13 protein-coding genes are annotated in these 15,012 nt (G+C 69.3%); 4 read left to right on the plus strand and 9 right to left on the minus strand.

Annotated elements, in window-relative coordinates:
- Positions 1 to 28: 28 nt before the first annotated feature.
- Entirely contained in the window at positions 29 to 1,618 is a 1,590-nt protein-coding gene (locus GY170_RS09225) for a L,D-transpeptidase family protein (protein ID WP_163892515.1), read from the minus strand.
- A 352-nt stretch (positions 1,619 to 1,970) separates the two neighbouring features.
- Here GY170_RS09225 and mepK point away from each other — a divergent pair, with 352 nt between their 5' ends.
- Positions 1,971 to 2,540 (plus strand): peptidoglycan L,D-endopeptidase MepK, encoded by a 570-nt coding sequence (gene mepK, locus GY170_RS09230; protein ID WP_163892518.1) that lies wholly within the window; start codon positions 1,971 to 1,973, stop codon positions 2,538 to 2,540.
- Positions 2,541 to 2,611: 71 nt separating this feature from the next.
- Here the strand turns inward: mepK and GY170_RS09235 are convergent, their stop codons facing one another.
- Positions 2,612 to 4,129, minus strand: coding sequence for an NAD(P)H-hydrate dehydratase (locus GY170_RS09235; RefSeq protein ID WP_163892522.1), 1,518 nt, complete (start codon positions 4,127 to 4,129; stop codon positions 2,612 to 2,614).
- 180 nt (positions 4,130 to 4,309) lie between these two features.
- On the opposite strand from GY170_RS09235, the gene GY170_RS09240 reads away from it, so the two are divergent.
- The 3 genes from GY170_RS09240 (at position 4,310) to GY170_RS09250 (ending at position 7,227) form a co-directional block, all read left to right on the plus strand.
- Positions 4,310 to 4,648 (plus strand): P-II family nitrogen regulator, encoded by a 339-nt coding sequence (locus GY170_RS09240; RefSeq protein WP_163892525.1) that lies wholly within the window; start codon positions 4,310 to 4,312, stop codon positions 4,646 to 4,648.
- Positions 4,649 to 4,706: 58 nt separating this feature from the next.
- Positions 4,707 to 6,113, plus strand: coding sequence for a type I glutamate--ammonia ligase (glnA, locus tag GY170_RS09245; RefSeq protein ID WP_163892528.1), 1,407 nt, complete (start codon positions 4,707 to 4,709; stop codon positions 6,111 to 6,113).
- A gap of 265 nt (positions 6,114 to 6,378) precedes the next feature.
- The gene (locus GY170_RS09250; RefSeq protein WP_163892531.1) at positions 6,379 to 7,227 is read left to right on the plus strand and encodes a hypothetical protein; all 849 of its coding nucleotides are present in this window, start codon (positions 6,379 to 6,381) and stop codon (positions 7,225 to 7,227) included.
- Positions 7,228 to 7,237: 10 nt separating this feature from the next.
- Here GY170_RS09250 and GY170_RS09255 read toward each other — a convergent pair whose 3' ends face one another.
- The 7 genes from GY170_RS09255 to GY170_RS09285 all read right to left on the minus strand — a co-directional run bounded on the left by GY170_RS09255 (position 7,238) and on the right by GY170_RS09285 (position 14,998).
- On the minus strand, positions 7,238 to 7,939 hold the full coding sequence (locus GY170_RS09255) for a heme-dependent oxidative N-demethylase family protein (protein ID WP_167803308.1): 702 nt from the start codon (positions 7,937 to 7,939) through the stop codon (positions 7,238 to 7,240).
- A gap of 48 nt (positions 7,940 to 7,987) precedes the next feature.
- Positions 7,988 to 8,920, minus strand: coding sequence for an ABC transporter permease (locus GY170_RS09260; RefSeq protein WP_163892537.1), 933 nt, complete (start codon positions 8,918 to 8,920; stop codon positions 7,988 to 7,990).
- Positions 8,917 to 10,011: an ABC transporter permease gene (locus GY170_RS09265; protein ID WP_163892540.1), complete on the minus strand. Its 1,095-nt coding sequence runs from the start codon at positions 10,009 to 10,011 to the stop codon at positions 8,917 to 8,919. Before GY170_RS09265 ends, GY170_RS09260 begins: the two co-directional genes overlap by 4 nt.
- The gene (locus tag GY170_RS09270; protein ID WP_163892543.1) at positions 10,008 to 11,552 is read right to left on the minus strand and encodes an ABC transporter ATP-binding protein; all 1,545 of its coding nucleotides are present in this window, start codon (positions 11,550 to 11,552) and stop codon (positions 10,008 to 10,010) included. The genes GY170_RS09265 and GY170_RS09270 overlap by 4 nt, the downstream gene beginning before the upstream one ends.
- Before the next feature lie 92 nt (positions 11,553 to 11,644).
- Positions 11,645 to 12,676 carry a BMP family lipoprotein gene (locus GY170_RS09275; RefSeq protein WP_163892547.1) on the minus strand — a complete coding sequence of 344 codons (1,032 nt, stop codon included), beginning with the start codon at positions 12,674 to 12,676 and terminating at the stop codon, positions 11,645 to 11,647.
- Positions 12,677 to 12,692: 16 nt separating this feature from the next.
- Positions 12,693 to 13,661 carry a nucleoside hydrolase gene (locus GY170_RS09280; RefSeq protein WP_163892550.1) on the minus strand — a complete coding sequence of 323 codons (969 nt, stop codon included), beginning with the start codon at positions 13,659 to 13,661 and terminating at the stop codon, positions 12,693 to 12,695.
- Positions 13,658 to 14,998, minus strand: a complete 1,341-nt coding sequence (locus tag GY170_RS09285) for an amidohydrolase family protein (RefSeq protein WP_163892553.1) — start codon at positions 14,996 to 14,998, stop codon at positions 13,658 to 13,660. The genes GY170_RS09280 and GY170_RS09285 overlap by 4 nt, the downstream gene beginning before the upstream one ends.
- Positions 14,999 to 15,012 lie beyond the last annotated feature (14 nt).

Consider the following 15,012-nt stretch of genomic DNA (forward strand, 5'->3'; position numbering starts at 1 on the left):
GGCCTTTCGGGCAGATTGCCCGGCAGGCTTAGCTCCCCGGCGCCGCGATCTCCACCCCTTCTGCCGACAGAAGCTCCCACAGCCGCGCGTCACGCCCGTAGACATCGTTGCGGAACTGCAGCTCTCCCTGCGGGTTCGTGAAGGCGGTGAAGTAGACCAGGTGGACGGGGATCTCGTGCTCCAGCTCCACCGGCGTCTCCACGCCGCTGCGCAGGCGAGCCTGGAAGAACTCGACCGGGTTCTCCACCTCGCGCGTCAGGATCTCGTAGGCGAAGTCGAGCGGGTCATCGAGGCGGATGCAGCCGTGCGAGAAGGTGCGCACCTCGCGGGAGAACAGGCTCTGGCTCGGCGTATCGTGCAGGTAGATGTTCCACTGGTTGGGGAAGAGGAACTTCACCTGCCCCAGCGCATTGCTCGGCCCCGGCGGCTGGCGCATCGAATAAGGGAAGGACGAGGCGGTGTAGCCCGCGAAGCTCTGCCCCCGGCTGACGACGCGGCCGCGGCTGTCGATGATCTGCAGGTGGCCATGGGCACCGGAGTTGCTGCGCAGGCCCGGCAGATACTCCCCCACAACGATGGAGCGGGGCACGTACCACGAGGGGTTGATGACCATCCGCTCCATGACGTCGGAGAATTCCGGCGTCTGCCGGTCGGCATCGCCGGCGCCGATGACGGCCTTCGTCTCGAAGGTCACCTCGTCGAAATCGACGATGCGGGCGGTGTAGTCGGTGAGGTTCACCCAGACATGCCGGTCGCCGAGATCGTAATTCATCCAGCGCAGCCGCTCCATCGAGCCGAGCACGGAATGCAGCCGATCCTCGGCGGAGACGTTGAGCGCCGCGAGCGTCGAGGGGCCCACGATGCCGTCGGTGGCGATGCCGTGGCTCTCCTGGAAGCGCATGACGGCGGCGACCATGTCAGAATCGTAGGTGGTGACGGCCGTGCGCGGCAGGTAGTCCATCGCGATCAGCCGGTTGCGCAGGGCGATGACCTGCGGCCCGCTCTCGCCCGGGTCCAGCCGTTCGGCGCGCACCTGCGGGCCCCAGCCGCCGGCAGCAATGGTTTCCTCCAGACGCATCCGGGCGCGCATCAGCCGCGCGTATTCCGGATTGTCGGGCGCCAGCTCGAGGATGAACGCCGTCGGGTCCGCCGCCGCGGCGAAGCCGGAGAGCACGGCGGCGCCGTCGAACTCAGGCAGCTCGCGCTTGATGAGGGAGGAGACGCGGCGCGGCTCGATCATCCCCCAGCCGACATCATGGGCATAGGCGAGGAAGGCGCGCGACAGCTGCACCTCCATCTCCCCCATCTCCACCTCGGTTTCCGCCGCCTGCAGCGCCGCGATCACCTGCTGGGGATCGTAGAGATGCGAGGGGATGCCATGGAGCGGCGCATTGTCGAACGCCACGAGCAGCGCGTTGCGCCGGGCGATGGCCGCCTCGTCCGAGCCCGACCAGAGCGGCGCGAAATCGCGCGCCCGGTAGAAGGCGGCGAGGCCGTCGTCGCGCGCAGCCGCCTCGGCCACGGCCTGGCGGAAGGGAGAGATCGACTGCGCCTGGGATGCGCCGGCGGGAAGGGCGAGGGCGGTGGCGAGGAGGAGAGCTTTAACGTGGGGAACCATGAGCTGAACCGGATGACCTTTCACCGAAGAGAGCCGCCGGGAGAGCCCCGCCGTCCAGTCCCAAACGGGTTGAAGAGGCCAGTTGGTTCCATTTGTTGCGCGCGTGCCGCGCCCGCGTGGCGCTGGGGACACGCGCCAAGGTGCCTCTGCTGCAGGCAAAAAGGTTCCCTGCCGCTCCGTCACGTGCCGTTTTATGTGCAACTTTCCGCCGATTTGCTCTTCGTTAAGCCTGAAATGGTAAATCGCTGCTTGGTCAAAAAATCCAGCTGTGGCATCAAGTGCCTGCATCTGGGGATGAGAATGCAAATACCCGCGAATGTGGGTCCAATGGGCGGCAGGACAGGCTAGAACCATGACAAAATCCGGAACTTCGGGATTCTCCCGGCGTGCGCTTCTGCGCGCCTTCTCCGCAACGGCCGTCGCAGCGGCCCCGACCTTCTCGAACGCCGCAGGCTTCCTCCGCGGGGGCGGAGACATCCGCCGGCTGGAGATGTACTCGGGCCGCACCGGTGAACGGATCAACACGATTTACTGGATCGACGGCGAGTATATCGGCGAGGCGGTCCGCGAGATCACGGCGTTCATGCGCGACTGGCGCAACGGCAAGACGATCGACATCGACACCCGCACGATGGACATCATGGCCGCCTCGCACCGGCTGCTCGATACCTCGGCGCCCTACATGCTGCTCTCCGGCTACCGCTCGCCCGAGACCAACGCCATGCTCCGCGCCACCTCCTCCGGCGTCGCCAGCAACTCCCTGCACATCCGCGGCCAGGCCGCTGACCTGCGGATCGAGGGGCGCTCGGTGAACCAGATCGCCGGTGCGGCCTCCAGCTGCCGCGCCGGCGGCGTGGGCCGCTACTCCGGCTCCAACTTCGTCCACATGGATTGCGGCGCGGTGCGCAGCTGGGGCTCCTGAAGCCCCAACCCTAGCCAGACGCGCCAGCCCATCGCCCCGCCCTCGTGCGGGGCGTTTCGATTCTGGGGGCCTTAGGCCGACTCGCCGGAGGCCAGACGGCGGAGCACCTTCGGCAGCTCCTCCGCCAGATCCTCCGCGATCAGCCCCGGCCCGAAGCTGCGGGCGCAGGCGGTGTGCAGCCATGTCGCGTGGGCGGCCGCCTCGAAGGGCGGCCAGCCCCGGGCGAGGAGGCCGGTGACGAAGCCCGCGAGCACGTCCCCTGCCCCGGCCGTCGCCAGCCACGGCACGGCGCCCTGCCCGCCGGCATCGTTGATCGCGGCCCGCCCGTCCGGCGCGGCGATCACGGTATCCGGCCCCTTGAGCAGCACCACCGCCCCGATCCGCGCCGCCGCCTCGCGCGTCACCTCCAGCTTGGAGCGGCCCGCCTTCAGCGCCTCGCCGAGGTCGGGGAAGAGGCGGGCGAACTCGCCCGGATGCGGGGTCAGCACGCTACGCGGGCCGGCGTCGCCGAGGCGCGCCGGCTCCTCCGCCAGCGCCGTTAGCGCGTCGGCATCGAGCACCAGCGCCCGCCCGGAGCGGGCCAGCACCGGCAGGATCTCCGCCGCACGCGCCACGCCGCAGCCGGGGCCGAGGCAGAGGGCGTTGAGCCGGCTGTCCTCCAGCAGCGCTTCGGCCGCCTCCACCCCGGCGACGGCGCGGAGCATGACGGCATCGAGGGCGGCGGCGTTCTCCTGCAGCGCGCCGGGCGTCGGGGCCAGCGTCACCGCGCCGGCGCCGATGCGCAGCGCCGACCGCGCGGCCAGCCGCCCTGCCCCGCCACGGCCGACGCCGCCGGCGAAGACGAGCGCATGGCCATGGTCGTACTTGTGGCCCTGCACCTTGTCTTGCGCTCCGCCGGGCCCCGTGAGCTGCACCACCTGCCACCCCTCCAGCGCCTCGCCGAGCCAGGCCCCCAGCCCGATGTCGACCACCTCGAGCGGCCCGGTCAGCCGCGCGCCGGGGGTGAGGACATGCCCCAGCTTCGGCGCCTGGAACGTCACCGTCAGGTCTGCCGGCCGCTCCACGAAGGGCGCCTCGCTGAGCACCTGCCCCGTCTCGGCCGAGAGGCCCGAGAGGATGTCCACCGCCACCAGCCGGACGCCCGCCTCCTGCGCGAGCCGCAGGGCCCCGGAGACGGCCGGCGCCAAGGGCCGCGTGAGGCCCGTGCCGAAGAGCGCGTCGACCACCAGCTCCGCCCCGTCCAGCGCCGCCCCGTCCAGCGCCTCCAGCTCCAGCACCGGCGCGCCCCAGTCCTCGCGCATCGCCGCCGCGTCCTTCGTCGCCGGCTCCCCCAGCGCATGGATGGCGACGCTCCAGCCCTTCTCGCGCAGCAGGCGGGCGATCACGTAGCCGTCGCCGCCGTTGTTGCCGCGCCCCGCCAGCACCACGGCGCGGCCCCCTCCGGCGGCCAGCGCGGACCAGCGTCCCTCCACCGCCGCGACGACCCCGGCGCCGGCGCGGAGCATCAGCTCCGCCCCCGTCACCCGGCCGCTCGTCATGGCTGCGGCCTCGACGGCGCGCATCTCTTCGGGGCTCAGAACAGGTCGCATCCCGCTTCCCTCGGCTGGTTTTCAAATTGCACTAAAATCAGGCGACAAGCCCTCGCCTTAAGCGCGAGAGGCCATTTTCCGGCGGAAAGCTTCCGGGCATTTCGGGGCTGGAACGCCGCTCAATTGTGCACATCATCCAAGCATGGTCTGCCACCCAAGGCGAGGATCAGGGAGTCGTTCATGAAAAAGATCGAGGCGATCATCAAGCCGTTCAAACTCGATGAGGTGAAGGAGGCGCTGCAGGAGGTTGGCGTGTCCGGCCTGAGCGTCGTCGAGGTCAAGGGATTCGGCCGCCAGAAGGGCCATACCGAGCTCTATCGCGGCGCCGAGTACGTGGTCGACTTCCTGCCCAAGGTGAAGGTGGAGATCGTGCTGCCCGACAGTCAGGTCGAGGCGGCGATCGAGGCCATCATTGGAGCCGCCAAGACCGACAAGATCGGCGACGGCAAGATCTTCGTCTCCCCGGTGGAGGAGGCCATCCGCATCCGCACCGGCGAGACCGGCGAAGAGGCGCTCTGAGAGGCGCTCTGACACATCTCTTTTGAGCGAGAGACAAACTTCAAGGGAAGGAACAGGAATGAGCAACGAACCGGTTCTCAAGACCATCAAGGACGAGGGTGTCGAATATGTCGACATCCGCTTCACCGACCCGCGCGGCAAGCTGCAGCACGTCACGGTGATGGCCGACCAGGTCGACGAGGATTTCCTTCAGGAAGGCTTTATGTTCGACGGCTCGTCGATTGCCGGCTGGAAGTCGATCGACCAGTCCGACATGAAGCTGATGCCCGACGGCAACAGCGCCTACATGGACCCGTTCTACGCCGAGAAGACGCTGTGCATCCATTGCTCGGTCGTCGAGCCCGACACGATGGAGCTCTATGACCGCGATCCGCGCGGCACCGCCGAAAAGGCCGAGGCCTACCTCAAGTCCTCCGGCATCGGCGACGCGGCCTACATGGGCCCGGAAGCCGAGTTCTTCGTCTTCGACAACGTCCGCTACTCCGTCTCGATGAACAAGGTCTCCTACGAGGTCGACGCCATCGACGGCGCGTGGAACACGGATGCCGAGTTCGAGGTCGGCAACATGGGCCACCGTCCCGGCGTCAAGGGCGGCTACTTCCCGGTCAACCCCGTCGACGATGCGCAGGACATGCGCTCCGAGATGCTGTCGACCATGAAGCGCATGGGCATGAAGGTGGACAAGCACCACCACGAGGTCGCCTCGGCGCAGCACGAACTCGGCCTGATCTTCGGCACGCTGACCAAGCAGGCCGACGAGATCCAGAAGTACAAGTACGTCATCCACAACGTCGCCGCCGCCTACGGCAAGTCGGCCACGTTCATGCCGAAGCCCATCGCGGGCGACAACGGCACCGGGATGCACGTCAACATGTCCGTCTGGAAGGATGGCTCGCCGCTCTTCGCCGGCGACAAGTACGCCGACCTCTCCCAGGAGGCCCTGTGGTACATCGGCGGCATCCTCAAGCACGCCAAGGCACTCAACGCCATCACCAACCCGGGCACCAACTCCTACAAGCGCCTGATCCCCGGCTTCGAGGCCCCCGTGCTGCGCGCCTACTCGGCCCGCAACCGCTCGGGCTGCGTCCGGATCCCGTGGGCCGAGAGCCCGAAGGCCAAGCGCATCGAGGCCCGCTTCCCCGACCCGTCGGCGAACCCGTACCTGTGCTTCTCGGCCCTGCTGATGGCCGGCCTCGACGGCATCAAGAACAAGATCGACCCGGGCCCCTCCTCCGACAAGGATCTCTACGATCTGCCGCCGGAAGAGCTGGCCGCCATCCCGACCGTCTGCGGCTCGCTGCGCGAAGCCCTGACGGAGCTGGAGGCCGATCACGAGTTCCTGCTCGCCGGCGACGTGTTCACGCGTGACCAGCTGGAAGGCTACATGGATCTGAAGTGGGAAGAGGTTTACGCCTACGAGCATTGCCCCCACCCGATCGAGTACAAGCTCTACTACTCCTGCTGATCGCGCTCCGCTCGCATCGGCTTCACGGGGCGCCTTCGGGCGCCCCGTTCCCGTTTGTGGCAGGCGCCCTGCAGGCCGCTCGAATTTTAGGAGAAACCGTCCTTGCCGCAGTCGGCACCGGACAACCTCCGGTCGTCAAGCCTCTGAAATCGCGGCGAGAAAGCGGTCCTTAAAATTAACAACGCCTTAACTTTTCCTAACTTCTATCCTACCGAGGCCGGAATCCGGGTCCAATCCTGCACACTGAAAACGATTGGATATGGTTATGGCGTCCCACCAGCAGAAGCGTAGCAAGGTCGCGCAGCTCCTCTACTACCGGTCGACGGCGCTCGAGTTCCGGGCCGTCGCGGAGGCGCTTCTGCACGTGCTCGAACGGCAGACGGGCAACCTCGCCAGCGTCGAGATGAGCACGCGGCATGCCGTCTTCGCCCTGCCCGACCTCACCGTGACCCTGCGCTATTCCGGCGCCATCACCGGCCCGTGGCAATCGGCGATGACCATCTGGCTCGACGGCGCGCCCGAGCGCGAGGATGGCTCCGCCTGCGCCACCCCGCACCTCGGCTCACTCCGCGGCCTGCTGATCAGCACCATCACCGCCGGCAACGCGCCCGACCGGGTGATCCGCCACGAGATGACGGGCCCGGCGACGGAGGAGCACCTCGAGAGCCTCCACGACGCGCTCGTCACCGCCCCGTCGTTCGACCGGCGGCGCGACACCGCGGTCGTGCCGATGCGCCCCGCCATGCCGCAGGGCACCAGCCGCCGCAGCGGAGATGACGACGGCCCCGCCGCGCCCGGCGCGCGCGTCATGATCACCCCGGCGAACGAGGAGCCGGACGTGAACGTCGCCAGCCTCCGCAAAGCCGGCGAGCTGCGCGAGGCGCTCTACACCGCCGAGGTCGATCAGGGGCAGCCCTCGAAGGTGCTGCGGCTCGCCGCCCACACGATCAACGCCTCGGTCATGGTCATCGCCCTGCCCGTCGGCGCGTCGCTGATGGTCTATTCCTGCCTGCGCGGCGAGGACCTGACCCTCTCGGCCCGCACCATGGCCGTCACCGGCATGGCCGTCGGCCTGATGCAGATGGCGCCCAGCCTGCCCACCTTCGGCTTCTGACGCCCCCGCGTCAGGCGCCGCCGGCCGCCGGGCTCCGCGCCATGCTGGTGTGAATCGCGAACAGGATCGCTCCCGAGCGCGGCAGACGCATCAGTGTCTGCCGTTCGCTTCTCAGCCATCTGCGGGCCTCCGGTAGGCCCGGCTCGTCATGGGGCTCCGCTTCCGTCTTCGCGCGGAAGAGCCGGAAGTCGTCGTGCCTCATCAGGTTGGCGCGCCAGACAATCTCCCCCGGCCGCAGGTTGGCGAACATACGTTCGACCCGCCGCCCGATGGCCTCGTCATAGGGCGGCACCGGGACGTGGATGCGGTCCATGCTCCGCCCCAGCTTCTCCGAGAGGGTCCAGCCGGAGGGGAAGCAGAGCGCGGCGGCGATGAGCACATGCGCGCCGTCCTGCGCCTGCAGCAGGCAGATGTCGGCCTGGGTGGCGCGGGCCAGCCGCTCCAGCGGCGTGCCCTCGGGGCGCAGGCCCGTCTCGGCGGTGACGACCTCTACCGCCTCCTCGATCGAGGCCTCGCTGCCCGGAATGGCGCCGAGCACCCGCTCGGGCATCGCGGAAATCAGCCGCTCCTTGAGGGCCATCTGCGCCGCGAAGGCGCTGTCGGGCACCAGCCAGCGCCCCTCCAGCCGGCGCAGGCGCGGCAGGGGCTCCGCCGCGGCGGCGAGCTGCTCGGGCGGGATCTCCGCCACCGTGATCGGCTCTGACTGCTCCATCGCCCCTGTGGTGCCATGTCCGCCGGCGCGGCGCACCGGCAAAACGCCTCAGTTCGCCACGCCCCGCGCCTTCAGCGCCCGCTGGGCGCGGATGGAGAGCAGGATGAGCGCGAGGACCGTCACCACGAAGGGGATGGTCTGAATGAGCTCTCCCGGGATCCAGCTGAAGAGGTTCGGCATCACGATCGACAGCGCCTCGAACACCCCGAAGAGCAGCGCCGCGAAGAGCGCGCCGATGGGGTGGCGGGCGCCGAGGAGGACGGCGCCGAGCGCGATGAAGCCGCGCCCCGCCGTCATGTCTCGCGTGAAGCCCACGTAGTTGAACATGGCCAGCTGCGCCCCACCGAGGCCGGAGAGGGCGCCGGAGGCGACGAGCGCCCATGTCCGCACCTGCCGCACGTTCACACCGGCCGCCTCGGGTGCGGCCGGGTACTCACCCACGCCGCGCAGCCACAGGCCCCAGGGCGTGCGGTAGAGGAAGTACCAGATCGCCACCACCGTCAGCACCGCGAACCACGACAGCAGCGAGTGCCCGTGGAGCAGGTTGAGGACCGGCACGTCCTCGAGGAACGGCAGGTTCACGCGCGGGATCGCCTTGGACGGCAGGTTGATGGAGGTGCCCTTGTCGCCGCCCGTTGCCAGCGACAGCGCGAAGACGGTGCCGCCGGTGGCGAGGATGTTCACCCCGAAGCCGACGAGGATGATGTCCGCCTTAAGCCGCAGGTGGAAGAGCGCCATCACCGCTCCGAGCATCGCCCCGGCGCTCACGCCGGCCAGCACGCCCACCCACCAGGGCGCATAGGCGGAGACGATGACGGAGGTCAGCGCCGCGATCAGCATCATCCCCTCCAGCGCCACGTTGAGCGCCCCCGAGAGGTCGGAGATGAGGCCGCCCATCGTCGCGAAGACCAGCGGCGTCGAGGCGCGGATGACGGTGACGAAGAAGGTGACCGAGAAGACGGCCGTCAGAAGCTCGATCATGTGCGGGCCTCCCTGCTCTTCCCGCCCGGGCGGCGGCCGCGCAGGCGGGCGATGGTTTTCGCGAAGGGGACGTTGAACTGCGAGGCCACGAGCAGGATGATCAGCGCCTGCGCAACGGCCAGCATCTCCGTCGGCACGTCTGTCCGCAGGCCCATGAACTGGGCGCCCTGCCGCATATAGCCGTAGGCGATGGCGACGAAGGGCACGGCGAGCGGACGGTTCTTGGCGACGATGGCGACGAGGATGCCCTCGAAGGCGAGGTTGGCGTCGAAATCGATGTCGATCCGCCCGAAGGCGCGGCCCTGCACGTAGACGGCCCCGAGGAGCCCGCCGATGGCGCCGGAGACGGTCATCGCGGAGACCATGACCGCCTTCGACTTGATGCCGGCGTATTCGGCGAACCTCGCGTTGTCGCCAACGAGCCGCAGCTTCAGCCCCCAGACGGTGCGGTAGAGCAGGAACCAGACGACACCGGTGGCGATCAGCGCGAAGAGGATGCCGAGGTCGAAGCGCGTCCCCGGGATCAGCGCCGGGAAGACGGCGGTGTCGGGAAAGTCGGGGGAGCTGAGCTGGCCGGAGCCTTCCGGCGCGAGGTGGGCGCGGGTCACCCAGTTCACCACGCGGATGGCGATGTAGTTGAACATCAGGCTGGAGACGATCTCCGATGCGCCGAAGCGCGCCTTCGCGTAACCGGGCAGGAAGCCATAGGCGGCGCCGGTGAGCATGGCGGCGAGCATCCCCAGCGGGATGGCGAGCCATGTCTGCCCGATGGGCGAGAGCGCCACCAGCGCGGCGAAGAGCCCGCCGACATAGACCTGCCCCTGAACGCCGAGCGAGAATTGCCGCGCCTGGAAGACAAGGGAGAAGGCGAGGCCGGTGAGCGTGAGCTTGGCGACATCGTCGATCCAGAGGCCCCGGGTCCGGGCCGAGCCGAGCGGCGCCGTCAGGAAAGTCTGGAAGGCGCGCATCGGCTCGTCCGACGTCAGCAGTACCAGGAGGAAGGCGACGAGGAGCGCGATCACCAGCGCCAGGAGGGCGCGGGAGCCTTCCCGCAGGGCGGTGGAGAGGCGCAGAGCGGTCTTGTCGTTCATCGCAGCGCAGCCTCCATCTGCCCGTCATCCATCCGGTCGGCACCCAGCATGTAGGAGCCCAGCGTCTCCGCCGTCAGCGCCTCGGAGTTGCGGAAGGCGGCGACGATGCGCCCGTGGTAGAAGACGACGAGCCGATCGGAGAGGGCCAGCAGCTCCGACAGGTCTGCCGACGAGAGCAGGACGGCGGCGCCCTTGTCGCGCGCGTCGGTGATGCTCTTCCAGATGAACTGCGTGGCGCCGAGGTCGACGCCGCGGGTCGGCTGGTTGACGAGCAGCACCACCGGCTGCTCGGAGAGTTCCCGGGCCACGACGACCTTCTGCATGTTGCCGCCCGAAAGCGTGCCCACCTTGAACTCCGGCCCGCCGACGCGGATGGAGAAGCGGTCGATCAGCGCCGTCGCATGGGCGCGGATGGCGCGCAGGTTGAGGAGGCCCCGCTTGGCGAACCTCGGATCGTCGAGCCGGGTGGCGACGAGGTTCTCCGCCGTCGTGCTCTCCACCGCCAGCCCCTCGGCGAGGCGATCCTCGGGGATCGACGAGAGGCCGAGGTGCCGGCGCTCCAGCACCGAGAGGGCGGTGAGCGAGGTGTCCTTCAGGCGGATGTCGCCGGAGCTGACGGCGCGCAGGCCGGCCACCGCCTCCAGCAGCTCCGCCTGGCCATTGCCCTCGACACCGACGAGGCCGACGATCTCCCCCTCGTGGACGTTGAGCGACAGGTTCTCGGCCAGCGTCACGCCGGTATCGGCTTTCAGCGTCAGGTTCTCCACCGTCACGGCGCGGGGGCCGTCGTGGGTGGAGCGGTCGACGCGCAGCGCCACCTCGCGGCCGACCATCATGGCCGCCAGCTGCGGCTCGCTGGTCTCGGCCGCGACGACCTCGCCGACCGTCTTGCCGGCGCGCATCACGGTGATGCGGTCGGAGATCTCCAGCACCTCCGGCAGCTTGTGGGCGATGAAGATGACCGTGCGGCCCTCTGCCGTCAGCGTGCGGATTGCGGTGAAGAGCTCGTCCACCTCCTGCGGAGCAAGGACGGCGGTGGGCTCGTCGAGGATGAGGATCTTGGCGTCGCGGTAGAGCGCCTTGAGGATCTCCACCCGCTGCTGCTGGCCCACCGGCAGCGTGCGCGTCTGCGCCTCGGGGTCGACCTTGAGGCGGAACGTCTCGGAGAGGTGGCGCACCCGCTCGATGGCCGCGGCGCGGTCGAACCTCGCGCCTGCCCGCGGCTCGGAGCCGAGGACGACGTTCTCGTAGACGGTGAAGGAGGGCACGAGCGAGAAATGCTGGAAGACCATGCCGACGCCGCGGTCGATGGCATCACGCGGGCCCTCGAAGCGGGCCTCGCGCCCGTCGATGAGCAGATCGCCGGCATCGGGCTTCTCGATGCCGAAGAGGATCTTCATCAGCGTCGACTTGCCGGCGCCGTTCTCGCCGACGACGGCATGAACCTCGCCCGGCCGCACGACCAGCGACACGCCGTCATTGGCGACCGTGCCGCCCGGATAGATGCGGGTAATTCCCCGCGCTTCGATGACGCGCTGCACCCTTGCGCTGCCCCCTGCCCGTTCTTCGCCCTGATGCGCCGCCCCGCCTGCTCAGGCGGGGCGGCGCGCGACCGGTCATGCGACCTGGGAGATTACATGACCGTGTCGACCTCGATCTCGCCATCGACGATCTGCTGCTCGATGGCGTCCAGCTCCGTGCGCACGTCCTCCGGCACCGTCTCCATGAACTGCTCGTTCTTGGAGATGCCGACGGCGCCGTCCGTGAGGCCGAGGAGCGTGGCGGAGCCGTAGGGGGCGGTGCCGTCCAGCGTGGCCTCGATCATGGTGTAGAGGCTGTCGCCCACCTTCTTCTCGACGGAGGTGAAGATCACGTCTGCCTGCGCCTGGTCGGTCGGGGCGAAGATGGCGGCCTGGTCGCTGTCGACGCCCACGGCATAGACGCCCTCGTCCCGCGCCGCCTGCAGCGCGCCGATGCCGGTGCCGCCGGCGATCGGGAAGATCACGTCGACGCCCTGCGCGATCTGCGCCAGCGCCAGCTCCTTGCCCTTGGCCGGGTCGGTGAAGGTGCCGGCGACGGCGCGGGTGATCTCGATATCCGGGTTCGCGGCCCGAGCGCCCTGCTCGAAGCCGACAGCGAACTCGACGACCGTGGCGCCTTCGACGCCGAGGATCTCCCCGAGCTTGCCGGTCTCGGAGATCATCGCGGCGGCATAGCCGGCGAGGTAGGCGGCCGTGGAGGTGCGGTACTGGATGGCGAGGATGTTCTCGTAATCGCCGGCCGTGAAATCGGGCGTGTCATCGAAGAGAATGAACTTCTGGTCCGGGTAGTCGGGGGCGAGATCGGTCATGTAACCGTTCATCTCCCACGTGCCGGCGACGATGATGTCGAAGCCCTGATCGGCGGCGTCGGCGAGCGCCGGCTCCCAGCGGCCGCGGTCGTTGCCGGCCTCGATGATCGTCACCTCGATGGGCAGGTCCTCTTCCGCCCGGGCGAGGCCGGCGGCGGCGCTGTCGAGGAAGCTGCGGTCGCCGAGCGTGCCGTGCACGACGAAGGCGACGCTGGTCATGTCGTCCTGCGCCGCGGCGGCGAGCGGCAGGCCGGCAGCGAAGGTGGCGCCGAGCATGAGCTGCGTGGCGGCGCGGCGGGTCAGTCTGATGGTCATGTCTCTCTCCTGAAGGTCATGTGGTTTCGGTGTGAGGGTCGCGGGGCCGCCAGCGGATGGAGGCGGCGTAGAGATCGCGGAGGCGGGCAAGGTCGCCCGTCTCGATCAGCGTCACCGGCGGCGTGCCGAGACGGCGGGAAGGGTCGACAAGCGTCATGCCCCGGGTCAGCCCCGGCGCCAGTGCCACGGCGACGCTCGCCTCGATCGCGCCGGTGACGAGGCCCGGCTCGATGACGACGGCGGCGGCGAAGGGATCGACGAAGCGGAAGACGTCGCCCGCGCCGAAGCCCTCGTTCACCTTGCGGCTATGCTCGGCGATGGCCTTGTTGAAGGCGCCGAGGGGGTCCTCCCCCTGCCCTGCGAAGAGCGCGTCCATCTCGGCTGCGTCCATCGCGTGGGTGGTGCAGGGCTCCCACGGGACGACACGGGTGGGGATGTCGGCGCGGAAGACGATATCCGCCGCCTCAGGATCGGCGAAGATGTTGAACTCGGCGGCCGGCGTGGTGTTGCCCCGGCCATGGATCGTGCCGCCCATGATGGTCAGCTGCCCGATGCCGCCGGCAATCGAGGGCTCCAGCGTCAGCGCCAGCGCGAGGTTGGTGAGCGGGCCGATCATCAGCAGATCGGTCTTGCCGCCTGCCGCGGCGTTGGCGCGGATGGTCTCGCGCAGGTAGGTGACGGCATCGTCGCCAGCCGGCGCCGGGCGATCCTCTGGGATGGGGGCGCCGCCGATACCGTCCTCGCCATGGACATGCGTGGCGTGGATGGCCGGCTGGCTCATCGGCGCCGCCTGGCCCGAGATCACCGGGATGTCGCCCGCCTCGCAGAGGGGGAGGATGCCGAGGATGTTCCGGGTCGCCAGCTCCAGCGTCACGTTGCCGAAGACGGTGGTGACGGCCGCGGGCCGCACCCCGTGCGCCAGAAGCATGACCAGCGCCTGCGCATCGTCGATGCCGCCGTCGGTATCTAGGATCAGGGGAGTCATGCCACGTCTGCCTTCGCGTCTGCGCGGGCCCAGAAATCGGCGTAGGCGGCGGAGTACACCGCGCGCACCTCCGCGAAGGGCCGCCGCGTCAGCTCCCCGTCGCGCACGATCTGCTCGCCGGCGATAAAGGAGTGGCGGAGATCCCGCCCCGAGCCGGAATAGACAAGCGCTGCCTCCACCTCGGGCGTCTCGCTCCAGCCCGGGCCCATGCGGAAGACGGCGATGTCGGCGGCCTTGCCCGGCTCCAGCGAGCCGGTCTCGTGATCGAGGCCGAGTGCGCGGGCGCCCTCGAGGGTCGCCATGCGCACCAGCTCCCGGGAGGAGATCGGCTGCGCCCGCCCCTCCTTGTGCGAGGCGACATGGCCGGCGATGCGCATCTCGACCACCATGTCGTAGCTGTTGTTGGCGGCGACGTTGTCCGTCCCCAGCGCCACGGTCACGCCCGCCTCGCGCAGCGCCACCGACGGGCAGATCCCGGCGCGGCCGGAGCGGAGCCCGGCCGAGGCGCATTGCACGACGGAGGCCGCCGGCGCGCGGGCGAAGACGGCGATATCCTCCTCCGAGAGGTCGAGGCAGTGCGCGGCATGCACGCGGCCGCGGAAGAAGCCGGCCTGCTCCAGCGCCTGCGTGGCGGTTTGGCCATAGCGCGCCTGCGTCTCCTCGTTGTCCTCCGGCCCGGCGGCCATGTGCAGGTGCAGGCCGCAGCCCAGCTCCTCCGCCAAGGCCACCTCGGCCTTCAGCAGGCTCTCGGAATTGTCGACGTAGGGGGCATGGGGGCCGAACCACGGCACCACCCGCCCCTCGCCCCGGCGCTGCGCCTTGACGAAGGCGGCAGCCTTCTCCAGCTCCGCCATTCCGCGCTCCGTCTCGCCCAGTTCGACGATGCCATAGGCGATTACGGCGCGCAGGCCGGCGGCGGCGACGGCATCGGCGATCTCTTCCGCGAAGAAGTACTGGTCGCAGAAGGTCGTCGTGCCGGAGAGCGCCATCTCTGCACAGGAGAGGGCGACGGCGGGGCCGACATCGCGCCCCTCCATCGCCAGCTCGGGCACGCGGATCGTGTTGTACCAGCCCTCCATCGTCAGAAGCGAATGCCCCTCCGACCGGCCGCGGAAGAGGACCATGGCGGAATGGGTGTGCGCGTTGACGAGGCCGGGCATGACGAGATGGCCCGGCAGGTCCAGCACCTCGTCGAAGCCACCCGGCTCGGGGCAGGAGGACATGGGGCCGACGCCGGTGATGCGGCCCTCGGCAAAGCTGAGCCAGCCGGGCGCATAGCCCGAATCTTGGGCATCGACGGTGATGATGACGGCGTCGCGGATCAGCACAGAGAACATTTGACCAGATTTGG

Source organism: Pseudoroseicyclus tamaricis, from assembly GCF_012070395.1.
Lineage (GTDB): Bacteria > Pseudomonadota > Alphaproteobacteria > Rhodobacterales > Rhodobacteraceae > Pseudoroseicyclus_A > Pseudoroseicyclus_A tamaricis.